The organism is Phaeovulum veldkampii DSM 11550, from assembly GCF_003034995.1.
Classification (GTDB): domain Bacteria; phylum Pseudomonadota; class Alphaproteobacteria; order Rhodobacterales; family Rhodobacteraceae; genus Phaeovulum; species Phaeovulum veldkampii.
This window is the reverse complement of the sequence record NZ_PZKF01000005.1, coordinates 82,087-99,070: the sequence shown is the minus strand read 5'-3', so window position 1 is coordinate 99,070 and position 16,984 is coordinate 82,087. Positions and strand designations below refer to the sequence as shown.

Here is a 16,984-nt window from a genome sequence, read left to right as displayed (position 1 = left end):
CCTCAGAGAGTGGGTCGGATGGTGGGGGTGGGCGTGCCGGTCATCAGCACGTCGCAATCAAAGATCGGTTCTGCGGCGCCAAAGCCATCTTCGCCGGGCAGGGCAAAGCTGGCGGGCGGCTGGGCCGTGGCCACACGCTCGCCCACGGCGTTTTCAAAGGTCTCGGTATCGGCAAAGAACAGGCGCCAGTCGCGGTGGATCAACTGCATTCCCTCACGCCGGGAAATGACCGCGCCGGTTTCGTCGAAGGCGGCGATTTCAAAGGCCACGCGCTCCAGCCGGACCCCGTCGATCACCACGGTTTCGCCAGTCATCGCATCAAAGCCGCGATAGCGGCGCAACTCACCGGTGCCAGAGCGGGTGACAAAATCATAATCGTCCCGACCGGTTGCAATCAGCGCACTGAACGAGGCGTGATCTGCCGCGCGCGGTTCCAGCCGGTCGGTTTCGCCGGTTTCCAGATCAATGCTTTCCATCCAGCGCGTTTCAGCGTCGATCCGGCTGAGGTAGAACGGGCCCTTGCCGTCGGAAAATGCCGTCCAGCGGTCGCCCGGTGCATCGCCCGTGCAGGTATAGACGTTGGCCACCTGACACTGACGCAGTTGCGAAGTCAGTTGCAGGGTGCAGCCCGGCGGCGGGGCAAAGCTGGCGGCATGGCCGGGCAGGGGGGCCAAGGCCCCCGCCAGCAGCGCCAAGGCAAGGCCCGCCCGCGCCACCATTATTCGGCCGCAGCCTGCGCGGGTTGGGTCAGCCAGGTCAGGATCGAGGTGCCCGCCTCGCGGCCGTCGCGGATCGCCCAGACCACAAGGCTTGCGCCCCGCACGATGTCGCCCACCGCAAAGACGCCCGGCAGGCTGGTGGCATGGGTGCCGAAATCGGCCTTGACCGTGCCCCAGCGGGTGGTTTCCAGCGCTGGGGTGGCCCATTGGCCGGGCAGATCCTCGGGCTCGAAGCCCAGCGCCTTGATCACCAGATCTGCGGGCTCGTCGTAATCGGCGCCTTCGATCAGCTCGGGGCTTTGGCGGCCCGTCTTGTCGGGGGCGCCCAGACGCATCTTCTGCACGCGGACAGATTGCACCGGCTCGCCCGCAAAGCCGCAGGGCGCTGCCAGCCAAACGAATTCCACACCCTCTTCCTCGGCATTCTGCACTTCGCGCTGGCTGCCGGGCATGTTGGCCCGGTCGCGCCGATAGAGGCATTTCACGCTGGTTGCGCCTTGCCGGATCGCGGTGCGCACGCAGTCCATCGCGGTATCGCCGCCGCCGATTACCACCACGCGCTTGCCCGCGGCGTTCAGCGCACCGCTGTCGAATTCGGGCACCTCGTCGCCAAAGCTTTTGCGGTTCGAGGCGGTCAGATAATCCAGCGCGGCGACGATGCCGGAGGCATTCGCGCCGGGGCCGTCAAGATCGCGGGTTTTGTAGACGCCGGTAGCGATCAGCACCGCGTCATGCTTGCCGCGGATCGCGTCAAACGAGATGTCGGTGCCCACGTTGCAGTTCAGCACGAATTGCACGCCGCCCTGTTCCAGTTGGGCGATGCGGCTCATCACCACGTCTTTTTCCAGCTTGAAGCCGGGGATGCCATAGGTCAGCAGGCCGCCCGCGCGGTCGTTGCGGTCATAGACCGTGACCTGCACGCCCGCCCGGCGCAGCACATCGGCCGCAGCCAGACCGCCGGGGCCTGCGCCGATGATGCCCACCGTCTCGACACGTTCGACCGCCGGCTGGATCGGCTTGACCCAGCCCATGTCCCACGCCGTGTCGGTGATGTATTTTTCCACCGCGCCGATCGTCACCGTGCCGTGCCCCGATTGTTCGATCACGCAATTGCCTTCGCACAGCCGATCCTGCGGGCAGATGCGGCCGCAGATTTCGGGGAAGGTGTTGGTGGCTTGGCTGATCTCATAGGCTTCTTGCAACCGGCCCTCGGCGGTCAGGCGCAGCCAGTCGGGGATGTTGTTGCCCAGCGGGCAGTGTGCCTGGCAATAGGGCACACCGCACTGGCTGCACCGGCTGGCCTGTTCGGCAGCCTTGCTGGCGGCAAACTCGCGGTAGATTTCGTTGAAATCATGGGCGCGCGCAGTCGCGTCACGCTTTTCGGGCGTTTCCTTGCCCACAGTGACGAACTTGAGCATGCGTTGCAAAGCCATGGCTGCGCCTCCCACCGGGTTTCAGGTGCGCATTGCTACATCGGCGCCGATTCAAATAAAAGTCAGCATTGATTACCTAAAGGGGGGATTTTTGCGACCAATTGGCACCGCAAGGCCGGTTTTTGTTAAAAAATAGGTCGCAAATCGGACCTAATGCTTAAATGCCTGCCAAAAGTGCCGCCAAAGCAACGCTGCCAACGATGATTCGCCACCAGCCGAACAGCGCGTAACCATGTTTGCTGACATAGGCCAACAGTCCCCGCACCACCACGATGGCCGCCACGAACGCACAGGCAAAGCCCACCGCGATCTCGCTCATCGCGCTGGCATCCAGCAGGGCGCGGTTCTTCCACAGGTCATAGGCAAAGGCCCCGGCCATCGTCGGCATCGACAGGAAGAACGAAAATTCGGCGGCGGCGCGTTTGCTGACGCCCATGGTCAGTGCACCCACGATGGTGGCGCCCGACCTTGATACGCCAGGGATCATGGCGAGGCATTGAAACAGCCCGATCTTCAGCGCCACGCCCAGTGGCAGCGCCATCGCTTCGTCATGGCGCGGGCGCAGTGCCATCCTGTCCACCGCCAGAAGGATCACGCCGCCAATGATCAGCATCACCGCGATCAGTATCGGAGTTTCAAAAAGCACGGTCTTGATGATGTCATGCGCCAGAACGCCCACCACAACCGCAGGCAGAAACGCAATCAGCACCGAGACGATGAAACGCCGCGCCGACGGGTCGTGCGGGGCCGCGGCGAACACAGCCAGCAGACGCGCGGCATAAACCCCCACGATCGCCAGAATGGCACCCAGTTGGATGACCACCTCAAAGGTGCGCCCGGCGCTGTCAAAGCCCAGAAAATGGCCCGCCAGCAAAATATGCCCGGTAGAAGATACGGGGATGAACTCGGTCAGCCCCTCCAGCACGCCCAGGGCCGCGGCAACCAGCGTGGTGTCGGGCATTACGGCTCCTTGCGCATGTTTCGGGCCGAGGCCTTGATCGCCTCATACTGGCCGCCGGGGCGGAAGCGCCACAGATATTCGGGCAGCACCACCTCCATTGCGGTGGGGGTCAGCCCCAGGTCGGCAAAGCCGCGGGCGCCTGCCGCCACCACATTGTCACGCCGCAGGTTCTTGATCTGATCCAGCGTCACCACGCGGTTCACGAAAAAGCCCCCGGTCAGATCTTGCAACAGATCAAAAGCGCCCCCCATTACTTGCGCCACCGGAAACGGGATGCTGACCACCGGCTTGGGCCGGCTGATGACGCGCAGCATCAGCCGCATCAGATCGGCAAAGCTCATCACCTCGGGGCCGCCAAGGTCAAAAGTGCCACTCTGGCCCTTCAGGATACAGGCCGCCGCCGCCGCGGCCACATCATCCACATAAACCGGCTGGAATTTCGTGCGGCCACCGACCACGCCCAGAACCGGCGCAAACCGCGCCATGCTGGCGAAGCGGTTGAAGAACTGATCCTCGGGCCCGAAGATCACCGACGGTCGCAGGATCGCCGCCGTGGGAAATGCGGCGCGCACGGCATCTTCGCCCACGCCCTTGGTGCGGGAATAAAGGCTGTTTGAGGCCGGATCGGCCCCGATAGCCGAGATGTGCACCATCTGGCCCACCCCGGTTTCCGCCGCGATCCGCGCGATCCGCGCGGCGCCTTCGGCCTGCACGCTGTCAAAGCGGTTCTTCCCCTCGGGCACCAGAATGCCCACGCAGTTCACTACCGCATCGGCCCCCGCCATCGCCGCGCGGACCGAGGCTTCGTCGCGGATGTTGCACAAGACCGGCTCGACCTGTCCGGGGGTGCCGTAGGGGCGCACAAAAATCGCGTCATTCGGGCGGCGCACGGCAACGCGCACCCGCCAGCCCTCGCGCGCCATGCGCTGAGCGATATAGCGCCCCACAAAGCCCGAACCGCCATAGATGGTGACTAGTTTCGACATCGGCCTCTCCCTGCCTTGATCTGTCTCGCCCCCCGGAAAACAAGGAAAAGGCTTAGCGCCCTGCCCCCCGTCGGACAAGCTTAATCCGGTTGATGACGGGGATATGAAAATTCTCTCGAAACCCCGTTGACACTCCCTGCCGCCGCCTTTAATCAACCGCCTCACGACACCGGCCCAGGTGGCGGAATTGGTAGACGCGCACGGTTCAGGTCCGTGTGCCGCAAGGCGTGGAGGTTCGAGTCCTCTCCTGGGCACCAAATCATAAAAGCCGCCTAAGTCAAAGACTTAGGCGGCTTTTGATTTTAAATTTTCAGCCTTAGATTTTCAGCCAGAAATCGACCCTTTGTTGCACGCCACGCAGCGAATTTCTGCGCACGCGGCGGGCCTTTCGGGGCAAGGCGGGTCGGGCCTGCCGTGCCGCCCGATATCTCCGAAGTCCGGGCTATAGCCCTGGCGGCAAGGAGTGCGCCGTGGCCAAGGGGCCCCGGCAGGACTGGAACCCACTATCCGCCGGGTAGAGCCGGTTGCGTGCTCCGGTCGAGCGTCGGATCCACAGCGCCAGCGTGAAAGCACGCGGCTGGGCAACGCTGAAACGATCAGCGTTTCAGCCCTCCAGCCGGTCGGCCAGCCCCGCAGCCGAGCCCAAAAGCCCTAGCAGCGTGCGCACCGATGTCACCTCGCTTTCGGTGGCCAGAACCGTGTCCTTCGGGTTGATACGGAATTTCCGTGCGGCAAAAAGCCCCTCGGCGGTGGTCAGGTCGAAGGTGAAGACGACCTGCTGCATCGTGGGGCCCGACCCGTCGGTGCGCACCGTCTTGGCGGGATATTCGCGCAGCACGACAACGCCTTTGGGGTTGGCGCGCGTATCCGACAGCCCGCCGATGATCGACAGCGATTCCAGCGCGGTGATGTCGTCTTTCTGGAAATAGATCAGATCCTCGGCGCCGGTGGCGCCCAGCGCGGTGAAATAGCGCCGGTCCTCCTCGACTAGAACCTTGTCGCCGCCGTGCAGGGTGGTGTTCGTTGACGCGTCGGCAAACAGCCGGTCGGCACGAATTTCATAGGTATGACCGTCGCGGATCAGGCGCACCAGCGGGTTGCGCAGGCTTGCGGCAATGCCGCCACCTTCGGCGATCAGGCTGAGGATCGAGTGGTTGCGATCAGGCAGCGGATAGCGACCGGGGCGGGCCACACCGCTGACCAGATCGACCGAGTTCTGCTTGCCCGGCGCCAGCGTCAGTTGCACCTGCGCCGAAGGCATCACCGGCGCCAGCGCCGATTGCACCGCCACCCGCGCGTCTGCCGGGGTCTTGCCGCGCACGGCCACCTCGTTCAGATATGGCACAAAGATCGTGCCCTGGGGCGTTACCTCCAGCCCGGCCATCTGTGTTGCCCGCGCCTCGTTCGGGACCAGAAGCGCATTGTCCTGACTGTCCCAGATCGTCAGATCCAGCCGGTCGCCGGTGCGGATCACCGGGCTGTCAGGCCCCGCCGCGGCCCCGATCCAGCGATAGCCCCCCGACCAGCCGGTGGCGGGCCAGCGCTCAATCTGCGCCGCGTTGGCGCGGGTGACGGGCACCAGCGCAAAGCCGGGGTTTCTGGCGTCCATCGAGGCCAGAAGCTCTGACGACAACGCGCCTCCGCGCGGTAAGGTGCAGCCCCCCAGCAGCGCTATGCCAATCAGGACTACAGTCGGTCGGATGATATGCCGCAAATTGACGCCCTCACAGGTCTGCGCGCTTGGGTTGTAAATTCTTTATCGGCGGTTGCAGCGGCATTCCAATCGTCAGCAGAGGGTGTGGCGATGTTGCGCAGGCTGTGTGGCGAGAAGGGCGCACCTTTATCGCCTGATTGCACGGGCGGGGATTGATCTTGGATTACAGCTTTGCAATCTTTGGTTGTATTTTCGGGGTGAGGATGCCAGTATGAACAACACCGGGCACCCGCAAGAGCGGGGCAGACGACTGGTGGCTGTGGTTGTTACACACAACCGGCTTTGCCAGCTTCGGCTGACCCTCGCGCGGTTGCTGGAGACGCCTCATGATCTTTTGTCCTCTGTCGTGGTGATCGACTCCGCCTCATCCGACGGCACGGCGCCGTGGCTTGGAACGCTGCGCGACCCCCGCCTGATCATCGAGCGGAGCGAGACCAATCTGGGTGGTGCGGGCGGGTTCGAACGCGGGATGCGGCTTGCGGTTGCGCAGTGCGATCCGGATTGGATCGTTGTGATGGATGACGATGCCCGGCCCGCACCCGGCGCGCTGGCGGCGTTTCATGCGCAGGAACCCTCGGGCTGGGATGCTATCGCCGCAGCGGTGCATTATCCCGCTGGCGGCATCTGCGAGATGAACCGCCCCTCGCGCAACCCGTTCTGGCACAGCGCGGTGTTCTTGCGCACGCTTGCCGCGGGGCGCGGCGGCTTTCATCTGCCGCCCGCGGCCTACCAAGGGCCGCCGCAACAGGTTGATATCGCGTCATTCGTGGGCCTTTTCGTCTCGCGCGGCGCGATTTCCCGGGTGGGCTATCCTGACGGGCGGCTGTTTGTCTATGGCGACGACGGGCTGTACACGCTGGGTCTCAGCCAGGCCGGAGGCCGCATCGGGTTCGTGCCCGCAGTCAGGTTCGAGCACGATTGCTCCACCCTGTCCGGCGGCGCCTCGGGGCGATTCCGGCCATTGTGGAAGGTCTATTATTATCACCGTAATCTGCTGCTCCTCTACCGGATGGCTGCGGGTTGGATGTTCTGGCCGTCGCTGATCATCGTCTTGCCGAAATGGTTGGCAAAGGTGCGCCATCATGATGGCCAGCGGCGCGCTTTCCTGGGGCTGATGGTTAGCGCAATCCGCGACGGACTGGCGGGCCAATTTGACCGCGACCACGAGACAATTCTGGCTGCAGCGCGGCGTTAGATGGTGAGAATATCCTTGTGGTATCGGTGCAGCAGCACAAGCCCCAGCGCAAGCGTGGAAAGTGCAAAAACAACCACATAGATGACCGAGACATAGCCGGGGTGATACATCGGATAGAATCCGGCGCGCATGATTCCCGCGATATGGAGCAGCGGGTTGAACCATAACACCGCCTGCACCGCGCGCGGCACGCTCTCGAATAAAAACAGGGCGCCCGAGGCCAGAAACAGTGGCCGTGTCAGGATCGACCAGATCACCTCCCACGCGGGGAAAAGGCCGGTCAGCAGGCAGTTCAGGGTGCCCATTCCAAGCCCGACGCCGGCCGCCAGCGCAAAGGCGGTCAGTATCGGGCCGATCTCAAGCACGCTACGCGTGTCTGACAGGGCCAGGATCGCAGCCAGAATCAGGCAGGCCACCATCACCCCCGTCAACGCGTTCAACACGAAGCGGGCGATCAACGCATCGGCCCAGGTGACCGCGGGGTAGAGCAGCAGCGGACGCGAGAATGTCAACGCGCGCGCCACCGTCAATGCGACCCCCTGATAGAGGGCAAAGGGCAGGTATCCGGTGGCGTAGAACAGCAGGAAACTGTGTCCCAGTGCCGGAGCGCGGACCAGCATCGAAAAGCCTGCGGCCAGAATCAGGATCGTGCCCATCGGTTCCAGGATGGCCCAGATATAGCCGCCGGGCGTGCGGCCATAGCGCGTCGACATTTCGCGCAGAATCAACGCGATGATCGTTCGCGCTGCGGCCAGCCCCCACCCCGTGGCGGGTGGGGGGCATGGTCGGGCCGAAGCGGCAAGGTCGGTGCAAGTCATCGGAACCCTTCCTGTCAGTTCCTTGGTCATACAAGCGATTCCTTAACGAATGCCCCCATAGGTTCGGGACATCAGGGGTAAAAACCCCGGCTATCCGACTCGGCTCATGCTTTGGACCCTGACATGACACATTCCGCCCCACCCGGCCCGAAATCAGGGGGCAGATCTGGCCCCGTGCCGGTCGGCCCGGTGCGACCCGCTCAGCCCGCGCCTGTCGTCGCGATCAGGCCGATGGCGGGGCTGGCGCAGGTGAAGCGGCGGCACCGCGGTTTGTTGGTCAGTTTTCTGGTGCTGGTGGCACTGCCGCTGGCCGCGATGATCCTGTATCTTTGGCTGGTCGCCACCGACCAATACGCCTCGACCGTTGGTTTTACCGTCCGCAAGCAGGAGGGTGTCGGTGCGACCGATCTGATGGGGGGGCTGGCGCAATTCACCGGCGCCTCTGCCTCGTCCGAGGCGGATATTCTTTATGAGTTCATCCAGAGCCAGGAGATCGTGCAGGCGATCGACGCGCGTGTTGATCTTGCGCGGCTTTACGCCGGCCCTTGGCCGAAAGACCCGGTGTTTTCCTTTCGGTCCGGCGCCAGCATCGAGGATCTTGTGCGGCACTGGCAGCGCATGGTCAAGATTTCCTATGATCAGGCGACCGGCCTGATCGAGGTGCAGGCCTTGGCCTTTTCCGCCCCGGCGGCACAGTTGGTTGCCACCGAAATAATCCGAGAAAGTCAAAATAAAATCAATGATATGAACGCCAGTGCCCGCGCGGATGTGATGCGCCATGCGGAGGCTGATCTGGTGGCCTCGGTCGCCCGTTTGAAAGCCGCGCGCGAGGCGTTGACCCGGTTTCGCACCCGCACGCAGATCGTTGATCCGGCAGCCGATATTCAAGGCCGGATGGGGGTGCTGAACAATCTGCAGCAACAGTTGGCGCAGGCGCTGATCGAATATGACATCTTGCAGGAAAGCGCGGCGCCCGGCGATCCGCGACTGGCGCAGGGGCAGCGACGGATTGAGGTGATCCGGGCGCGCATCATGGATGAACGGCAGACCTTCACCGGCCCGTCGGACGCGCCGGGCAGCCTCGCGGGTGACTATCCCACGCTGATCGCGGATTACGAGGGGCTGACGGTAGATCGGGAATTTGCCGAGGAGACCTATCGCGCGGCACTGGCGGCGGTCGAACTGGCCCGGTCAGATGCTGCGCGCCAAAGCCTGTATCTGGCGGCCTACATCCGCCCGACCCTGCCGGAAACGTCGGAATTTCCGCGCCGCTTCGTGCTGACCGGGGTCGCGGCGCTGATCCTGTCGATGATCTGGGCGATCGGGGCGCTGGTCTACTACAGTCTGCGCGACCGGCAGTAAGGCGGGGGCTGCGGCAATGATCCGCTTTGAGAACCTTAGTAAAAGCTTCCGGGTTGGCGATGGCCGCAAGATTGTGCTCGACAATGTCAGCATGAGCCTGCCGGGCGGGGTGGCGCTGGCGCTTCTGGGGCGGAACGGCGCGGGCAAATCGACATTGTTGCAGATGATCGCAGGCACGATGCGCGCCGATGCCGGGCAGATCGTCAGCGATGGCAGAATCTCGTGGCCGGTGGGGTTTGGCGGCAGCTTCCACCCCGATCTGAGCGGAGCGCAAAACACCCGCTTTATCGCGCGGATCTATGGCGTGGACACCGACGATCTCTTGGCTTTCGTTGAGGATTTTGCCGAACTTGGCAAGCATTTCCGGATGCCGTTGCGCAGCTATTCTGCAGGGATGCGGGCACGGCTGGCATTTGGCGCCTCGATGGGGATCGGCTTTGATACCTATCTGGTCGATGAGGTGACGGCGGTGGGCGACGCCACCTTCCGCCGCAAGAGTCAGGCCGTGTTCCGCGAGCGGATGACGCGGGCAGGGGCGATTCTGGTCAGCCACGAGATGGCACAGGTGCGGCAGTTCTGCACCGCAGGTCTGGTGCTGGAGGCAGGCCGATTGCGGTATTTCGACGATCTGGACGAGGCGATTGCCTGCCATCAGGCGCTGATGGCCTGAAATGCAGCGCCCGCTTGTGATTTGTTCCTTGCCGCCGAAGAAGGGGGGCATCGCATGGTCGCGTTGATCGTTCGCGCAGTGGTTGAGACCGGGCAGGATGGGCTTGATACGGGCATCAGTGACCTTGCCCTGCTGCATCTGCCGGGTGGGGTGTTCGCCTATGCGGTCACCCGACAGGGTCTTGCGGCCTACAGCCTTGATGCGGGTGCTCAGGCGAGGCTGGTTGATACGAGCTACTTTCTGGGGGCGGTTCCGGGGGCGGTCAGCGGCACCCTGATACCGCATCAGGTCAACGGACAGACGCGGCTCTGGCTCGGTGGCGACGGGCGTGACCTCGGCGCGGGCTATGCGCCCGCCGACGGCGGCGGGATCGGGCCGACGATCTGGTGGGGGTTGTCGCAGCCTGATGGCGTGGCCTCGGCCTATGCCGCGCTGAACGATGCCGCTGGCCAGAGGATGTTTGCGGCGGACGCTGACACCGGCGCGATCACGGCCTATCACTGGCAGGATGACGGCTTTGTGCCCGGCGCGACTGTTGCGGGGGTGGACGCCGGGGTGACGGCGATGGTGCCGCTGCTGCGCGATGGCCAGGGCTGGCTGTTCACCGCGGCGACCGGAACTGATGCCATCGCCTCATGGCAGATCGACCCACAGGGCGAGACGCTGCACCAAGCTGATACCTTGGGGGCGGCTGACGGATTGGGCATCCGGGCGCCCAGCGCGCTGAACGTGGTGGAGGCCTATGGTGAAACCCATTTGGTCGTGGCGGCCGCGGGCAGTTCCACGCTTAGCGTGATGCGGGTCGGGGCTGGGGGCGAGTTGACGCCCACCGATCATGTGCTGGATAGCTTGCACAGCCGGTTTGCCGACGTTCAGGCGCTGGAGACGGTTACAGTGGACGGGCGCGCCTATGTTCTGGCAGGGGGCAGTGATGACGGGGTCAGCCTGTTTGTGCTGCTGCCGGGCGGGCGGCTGTTGCACCTGACAAGCCTGGCCGACAGCCTGGAAACCGGTCTTGAGAACATCACCGCAATCGGCGCCTCACAGGTGGGTGCCGAGGTTCAGGTTCTGGTGGCGGCGAGGGCGCGGCGGGGCTGACACAACTGGTGTTTTCGGTGGCCGATCAAGGCGCCGTTCTGCTGGGGGGCGGCGGGGCCGATGCGCTGACTGGCACCGCCAAGGGTGATATTCTGATCGGTGGCGCGGCCGATGACGTCTTGGCGGGGGGCGCGGGCGCCGACATCCTGGAGGACGGCGCCGGGCAGGACAGGCTGACCGGCGGCACCGGGGCTGACATCTTTGCGCTGCGCGCCGATGCGATGCCAGACAAGATCACCGATTTTGTGCCAGGGGTCGATCAGATCGATCTGTCAGATTACCCGATGCTGTATGATGCGCGGGAATTGGGATATCTGGCCACAGCCCTTGGCGCCGTGGTGGCCTGGCGCGATGAGATTCTGGAAATCGAGCGTGCCGATGGCCAGACGCTGAGCTGGGCCGAACTGATGGCGGCGATCCGACTGGGGCCGGATCGGCCGCCGATGGGGCTGGGGTCGGAACTGACCGGGACCGAGGCCGCCGATGCGCTGACCGGAGGCTGGATGGCCGATCTGATCCGCGGGCTGGGAGGAGATGATACCCTGCGCGGCAATGCGGGCGATGACACGATTCTGGGCGGGGTGGGTAACGATCTGATCATCGGCGGCGCCGACAATGACCAGATGGAGGGCGGACTGGGCAATGACCGGCTTTATGGCGGCGACGGTCGCGATAGGCTGTTGGGGGGGGACGGCGACGATCAGATCTATGGCGAGGCGGGCGATGATCTGGCCTATGGCGGTCTTGGCACTGACCAGATGTTCGGCGGCCCCGGAAACGACGTTCTGTATGGCGAGGCGGGCGACGACCAGATTGAGGGCGGCACGGGCGATGACATGCTGTATGGCGGGCCGGGGGCCGATGTGTTGCAGGGGCTTGACGGCGCCGACACGCTTTATGGTGTGGATGGCAACGACCGGCTGCTGGGCGGCGCCGGACCAGACCGGCTGTATGGCGGTGTGGGGGACGATACGGTCTTTGGTGGGCCGGGCAACGACTATATCGAAGGCGGGCCGGGAAATGACGTGCTGCATGGCGAGGATGGGGAAGATACCATCTTTGGCGGATCTGGCACCGATATCATCTATGGCGGCGCCAATGCTGACCTGATTGATGGCGGTGACGACGACGATCAGGTTTGGGGCGGGCTGGGCCGCGATACTGTCTACCTGGGCGCCGGGAACGATGTGTTTTTTGACCACGCGCAAAATGATCTGAACGGCGGCGACCGGATCTATGGCGGCGCGGGGATGGACACGATCCATCTGTGGGGCGGCGACGATATCGCCACCGGCGGGCCGGATGCGGATCGTTTCGTCATCCTCGCCGATAGCGCTGCCGACCATATCACCGATTTCACACCGGGCGAGGATGTGCTTGCATTCGATCTGCCCGATTTCAGCTACCTCGATCTGGAGATTTCGGCGCTGGAGGGCGATACCCTGCTGCGCTGGGACAGCGGACAGTTGACGCTGGATGCGGTCGAGCCGGAACGGCTGTCACTGTCGGATTTCGTCTTTCTATAGGGTCGCTGCCGCTCAGACCCCGTCCCAGCCCGAGATTGACTTGGTATCAAGAAATTCCTCGATACCCCAATGCCCGCCCTCGCGCGCCCGGCCCGATGCCCTGACCCCGCCAAAGAACGCACCCGCCCCGCGAGGCTGGCCGTTCATCTCGACCATGCCTGATTTCAGCTGTCGCGCCAGCCGGTTGCGGCGCGCGCCGTCCTGGCTCTGGACATAGTTGGTCAGCCCATAGGGGGTGTCATTGGCAATCGCCAGCGCCTCGGCCTCGGTCTCGAAGGGGATGATCGACAGCACCGGGCCAAAGATTTCTTCGCGCGCGATGGTCATGTCGGGGGTGACATCGGCAAAGACCGTAGGGCGCACGAAATAGCCGCGGTTCAGCCCTTCGGGGCGGCCGGGGCCACCCGCCACCAGTCGCGCCCCCTCGCGCAGGCCGGTCTCGATCAGCGTCTGGATGCGATCATATTGCACCTGGCTGACGACCGGCCCGATGTGCTTGCCCGGCTCATGCGCCGAGGCAACGCGGGTCGCCTGGGCCAGATCGCGGGCGATTTCAACAGCCTGGTCATAGATCGGGCGCTGCACCAGCATCCGCGTGGGGGCGTTGCAGGACTGCCCCGAGTTGTTGAAGCAGTGCCGCACCCCACGCTTGACCGCATCGGCGTCGGCATCGGCAAAGATCAGGTTGGCGCCCTTGCCTCCCAGTTCGAGGCAGACCTTTTTCAGCGTATCCGCCGCGGCCTTGGTGATGGCGACGCCTGCGCGGGTCGATCCGGTGAACGAGATCATGTCCACATCGGGATGGGTGGACAATTGCGTGCCCACGCCCGCCCCGTCGCCGTTCACAAGGTTGAAGACCCCCGGCGGCACCCCTGCTGCATCGACGATCTCGGCCCACAGCAGCGAAGAGAGCGGCGCCACCTCGGAGGGTTTCAGCACCATGGTGCAGCCCGCCAGCAAGGCGGGCACCACCTTCAGCGTGACCTGATTCATCGGCCAGTTCCACGGCGTGATCAGGCCTGCCACCCCCACCGCTTCCTGCGCGATCATCGCGCCGGGGGCATGGGGGCCGAGCGGGCGCAGAAAGCTGAAATCGCGAAAGGCGGTGATGAAGTTGGTGATATGCCATGTGCCCGCAGCGACCTGATCGTTCAGTGCCATGTCGATCGGCGCACCCATCTCAAGGCTTATGGCGCGGGCCATTTCTGCTGCGCGGTCGGTATAGACGGCCAGGATACGTTCCACGCAGGCCAGCCGTTCGGCAGCGGGCGTGGCCACCCAGTGCGGCAGCGCGGCCTTGGCGGCGGCCACCGCGGCGTCGGTATCGGCCTTATCGCCGAGGCTGATCACCGCGCAGGGCTCTTCGCTCGAGGGGTCGATCACGGCCAGATCCCGCGGGTGCGCCGGGGCGACCCAGCGCCCATTGATGTAAAAGTCGCGCTTCTCGATCATGGCGTGGTCCTTTCGTGACATCGGGCTTGCCTGCCCCGTCCGCGCGGGGCCTGCGACAGACTGTATCACCGCTGTCGGTGCGGGCCAGAGGCTTCCCGCGCCGCCGTGCCGGGCAAACTCTTCGTTAACCCTGCGCGCTTAGGGTCACGGTAACGCCCGTCAGAATCGGCAGGAGCCTTGCCTTGAACCTTGTCTGTCACATCGGCACGCCGAAAACGGCCACCACCTACCTGCAGGAAACCTGCGCCGCCAACCCCGACTGGCTGCGCGAAAACGGCATGGTCTACCCCGATCTGCTCTCGCCCATCGCCAACCACATCACGTTGTTCTACGCGGCCGCGCAGTATGTTGACCCGTCCGCCCATGCCTATGGCCTGCGGTCGATGGCCGAGGTGGCGGTGTTCCGGGGCACACTGGCCGACCAGATCCGCCAGCAGATCGCCGCGGCCCCGCCCGGTGTCACGACCATGCTGATGTCATCTGAAAACCTGACCGGTAACCTGGGTGGGCCGGGGGTGCGCGAACTGGCGTGTCTGCTGCGCCCGCTGTTCGATCAGGTGCGGATCGTCGTCTATCTGCGGCGTCAGGATGATGCGGTGCTCAGCATGTATGGCGAATTCATGCGCCGCGGCTATCACGGCGCGCCCTTTGCCGAATTTGTCGAAAATGCCCTGCGTCCTGACCCGACGCCGCCCTATCTGAACTATCGCCGCCTGCTGGGCCACTGGATCGAGGCGTTCGGCGCGCAGGCGATCACCGTGCGTCTGTTCGACCGCGCCGAACTGGTCGATGGCGATGTGCTGACCGATTTCATGGCGCAGGTTCTGGGGCGGCGCCCTGACTTGGCGGGGCTTGTGCCCTCGGGCAACGGCAACGAAAGCCTGTCGGCGCCCGCGCTGGAATTTTTGCGACTGATCCAGCCGATGGTGCCGTTTCAAATGAATAATACCGTCAACCCCGCGCGCCAGCGGCTGGAACGGCGGATCAACCGGCTGCCGGGCACACCGCGGCCGCAGATGTCGGCGGCGCAATCGGCGCGGATCATGGCGCATTACCGCGCCGCCAACGACTGGCTGCGCCAGACCTTCTTCCCCGACCGCCCCGGCCCGCTGTTCGCGCCTCGCCCCGAATTGCCTGCCGACAGCAATCTGGGCCGAATCTCGCTGACCGAATTTGCCCGCTTCACCGGAGAGATGCTGCAATGAACATCCCCCTGACTGCGCCGTTTGCATCGATCGGCGCCACGCCCCTTGCCGACGCCACGCCCTCAAGGCTGCAAGGGCTGATCTGGCCCGAACCGGGCCTTTGCACTGAACGCGATTTGTATATGCGTCTGCACGGCCCGGCGGGTCTGTCGCAGACGGGGCGCGAGGTGCAGTTTGCCGCAGGCGGGATGGCGGGGTTCGACACATATTTCAACCTGTTCAACCTTGGCAAATGGTTGCGTCATTGCGGGCTGGTCGATCTGCATCTGGTGCTGTGGGGGGCGGGTCTGTTTGAGGTGACGGTGTTTCTGGCGCTGCCTGACCGGTCCTGGGAACGGTTGGTGACCGAAGTTGTCACCCTGACCGAGGATGCGCCCGCACAGTTCGACCTGTCGCAGGCCATGGCCTTTGGGCCGCAGGGCATCGTGTTCTTTGAACTGCGCGCGCTTGGCCCCGGCAGGCTGACCGATGCCGCCTGGCAGACCCGGCAACCTCCCCGCCGCACCCCCCGGCTGGCGGTTTCCATCACCACCTTCCGGCGCGAGGCTGCTGTGCGCCAAAGTGTTGACCGGTTTGAAGATTTCATCGAAAGTTCGCCCCTGCGGAACCAGATCCGGCTGATCGTTGTCGACAATGGCCAAAGCGCAGGGCTTGTGCCCGGCCCCTATGTCAGCCCGGTCTCAAACGACAATCTTGGCGGTTCGGGCGGATTTGCGCGGGGCCTGATCGAGGCCGAGGCCGCGGGCGCGACCCATTGCCTGTTCATGGATGACGATGCCGCCATCCACATGCAAAGCCTTGAGCGGACATGGCAGATGTTGGCCCATGCCACCGATCCCCATACCGCGATTGCGGGCGCGATGACGGTGGCGGCCCACCGCTGGGCCTTGTGGGAAAACGGGGCGATTTTTGATAGCCGCTGCCAGCCGCGGTTCAATGGCACCGACCTGCGCCACGCCGGACAGGTTTTTGCGATGGAATTCGCCACCACTGGCCCCGCCCCGCGCAACCTGTATGGCGGCTGGTGGTTCTTTGCCTTCCCGATCGACCGGCTGCGGCACCGGCCATTCCCGTTTTTCGTGCGCGGGGATGATGTCAGCTTCAGCCTTGCTAACGGGTTTGACATCGTCACGCTGCCCGGCGTGGTCTGCTTTCAGGACGCCGATTTTGCCGAGAAGGAAACGGCGCAGACGCTTTATCTCGATCTGCGCAGCCATCTGGCCCATCACCTCAGCCTGCCGCAGATGGACATCGGACGGCTGCGCACCCTGCGTATCGCGCTGTGGTTTTTCGCGCGCGCCTTGGTGCAATGCCATTATGACACGCTCGCCACGCTTAACCTTGCGCTGGAGGATGTGCTGGAGGGCCCCGGCTTCTTTGCCCGAAACGCCGACATGGCCCAGCGCCGCGCCGATATCCGGGCGCTGGCCGATGCAGAAATCTGGACCGAGGCGCCGCCCCGGCGCCCGAAAGATCGGCTGTGGTTTAACCCTCATCGCCGGTTCGACCGGGCGCTGATGAAGCTGACGCTGAATGGGCATCTGCTGCCCTTCTTCGCGCTCTACGGCAATCGTGTTACGCTGGAGCCGCGCGCGCGCGGGCATCTTCGCCCGGTCTGGGGGGCGGCGCGGATCACCTATCTGGACCCGGCGCAGGCACGAGCCTGCAGGTTGAACCATTCAAAACGGCTGGCCTGGCGGCAGGGCTGGCGCATGGCTCGTAATGCCGGGCGTTTCCTTTGGCGCTATCCGCGTCTGAAAGCAGACTGGCAGCGCGGCTATGCCGAACTGACAACCGATACGTTCTGGCGCAAGGCTCTGCGGATCTGACCCTCTGTGCCGGAAG

The 16,984-nt window shown here is 64.4% G+C and carries 14 protein-coding genes and 1 tRNA gene; 8 read left to right on the top strand and 7 right to left on the bottom strand.

From position 1 onward, the window contains the following. Positions 1-2: 2 nt before the first annotated feature. From C5F46_RS03565 to C5F46_RS03550, 4 genes are all read right to left on the bottom strand, one after another. Positions 3-719 carry a hypothetical protein gene (locus tag C5F46_RS03565; RefSeq protein ID WP_107323983.1) on the bottom strand — a complete coding sequence of 239 codons (717 nt, stop codon included), beginning with the start codon at positions 717-719 and terminating at the stop codon, positions 3-5. Next, positions 719-2,152, bottom strand: coding sequence for an NAD(P)-dependent oxidoreductase (locus C5F46_RS03560; RefSeq protein WP_107323982.1), 1,434 nt, complete (start codon positions 2,150-2,152; stop codon positions 719-721). Before C5F46_RS03560 ends, C5F46_RS03565 begins: the two co-directional genes overlap by 1 nt. Before the next feature lie 157 nt (positions 2,153-2,309). Further along, positions 2,310-3,113 carry an undecaprenyl-diphosphate phosphatase gene (locus C5F46_RS03555; protein WP_107323981.1) on the bottom strand — a complete coding sequence of 268 codons (804 nt, stop codon included), beginning with the start codon at positions 3,111-3,113 and terminating at the stop codon, positions 2,310-2,312. Beyond that, a complete protein-coding gene (locus C5F46_RS03550; protein WP_107323980.1) occupies positions 3,113-4,099 on the bottom strand; it encodes a complex I NDUFA9 subunit family protein in 987 nt (328 codons plus the stop codon). Before C5F46_RS03550 ends, C5F46_RS03555 begins: the two co-directional genes overlap by 1 nt. A 172-nt stretch (positions 4,100-4,271) precedes the next feature. On the opposite strand from C5F46_RS03550, the gene C5F46_RS03545 reads away from it, so the two are divergent. Continuing rightward, positions 4,272-4,356: transfer RNA gene (locus tag C5F46_RS03545), tRNA-Leu, on the top strand. Positions 4,357-4,703: 347 nt separating this feature from the next. On the opposite strand, the gene C5F46_RS03540 is transcribed toward C5F46_RS03545, so the two are convergent. Continuing rightward, positions 4,704-5,732: a polysaccharide biosynthesis/export family protein gene (locus C5F46_RS03540; protein WP_235820071.1), complete on the bottom strand. Its 1,029-nt coding sequence runs from the start codon at positions 5,730-5,732 to the stop codon at positions 4,704-4,706. A gap of 292 nt (positions 5,733-6,024) precedes the next feature. Here C5F46_RS03540 and C5F46_RS03535 point away from each other — a divergent pair, with 292 nt between their 5' ends. Continuing rightward, the gene (locus tag C5F46_RS03535; RefSeq protein ID WP_107323978.1) at positions 6,025-7,008 is read left to right on the top strand and encodes a glycosyltransferase; all 984 of its coding nucleotides are present in this window, start codon (positions 6,025-6,027) and stop codon (positions 7,006-7,008) included. Here C5F46_RS03535 and C5F46_RS03530 read toward each other — a convergent pair. Continuing rightward, positions 7,005-7,826: an ABC transporter permease gene (locus C5F46_RS03530; protein ID WP_168796850.1), complete on the bottom strand. Its 822-nt coding sequence runs from the start codon at positions 7,824-7,826 to the stop codon at positions 7,005-7,007. The genes C5F46_RS03535 and C5F46_RS03530 overlap by 4 nt on opposite strands. Positions 7,827-7,949: 123 nt before the next feature. Between C5F46_RS03530 and C5F46_RS03525 the strand changes: the two genes are divergently transcribed. The 4 genes from C5F46_RS03525 to C5F46_RS03510 are packed head-to-tail and all read left to right on the top strand — an operon-like array spanning position 7,950 to position 12,482. Next, on the top strand, positions 7,950-9,188 hold the full coding sequence (locus tag C5F46_RS03525; protein WP_146160212.1) for a sugar transporter: 1,239 nt from the start codon (positions 7,950-7,952) through the stop codon (positions 9,186-9,188). A 16-nt stretch (positions 9,189-9,204) separates the two neighbouring features. Continuing rightward, positions 9,205-9,858, top strand: a complete 654-nt coding sequence (locus C5F46_RS03520) for an ABC transporter ATP-binding protein (protein WP_107323975.1) — start codon at positions 9,205-9,207, stop codon at positions 9,856-9,858. A gap of 54 nt (positions 9,859-9,912) precedes the next feature. Then, the gene (locus C5F46_RS03515) at positions 9,913-10,956 is read left to right on the top strand and encodes a lactonase family protein (protein ID WP_107323974.1); all 1,044 of its coding nucleotides are present in this window, start codon (positions 9,913-9,915) and stop codon (positions 10,954-10,956) included. A 17-nt stretch (positions 10,957-10,973) separates the two neighbouring features. Continuing rightward, positions 10,974-12,482, top strand: coding sequence for a calcium-binding protein (locus C5F46_RS03510; protein WP_133618435.1), 1,509 nt, complete (start codon positions 10,974-10,976; stop codon positions 12,480-12,482). Between the two features lie 12 nt (positions 12,483-12,494). Here C5F46_RS03510 and C5F46_RS03505 read toward each other — a convergent pair whose 3' ends face one another. Beyond that, positions 12,495-13,934: an aldehyde dehydrogenase family protein gene (locus tag C5F46_RS03505; protein WP_107323972.1), complete on the bottom strand. Its 1,440-nt coding sequence runs from the start codon at positions 13,932-13,934 to the stop codon at positions 12,495-12,497. Between the two features lie 182 nt (positions 13,935-14,116). On the opposite strand from C5F46_RS03505, the gene C5F46_RS03500 reads away from it, so the two are divergent. Together C5F46_RS03500 and C5F46_RS03495 are read left to right on the top strand one after the other, a co-directional pair. Continuing rightward, a complete protein-coding gene (locus C5F46_RS03500) occupies positions 14,117-15,139 on the top strand; it encodes a hypothetical protein (RefSeq protein WP_107323971.1) in 1,023 nt (340 codons plus the stop codon). After that, on the top strand, positions 15,136-16,968 hold the full coding sequence (locus C5F46_RS03495) for a glycosyltransferase family 2 protein (RefSeq protein WP_107323970.1): 1,833 nt from the start codon (positions 15,136-15,138) through the stop codon (positions 16,966-16,968). Before C5F46_RS03500 ends, C5F46_RS03495 begins: the two co-directional genes overlap by 4 nt. Positions 16,969-16,984 lie beyond the last annotated feature (16 nt).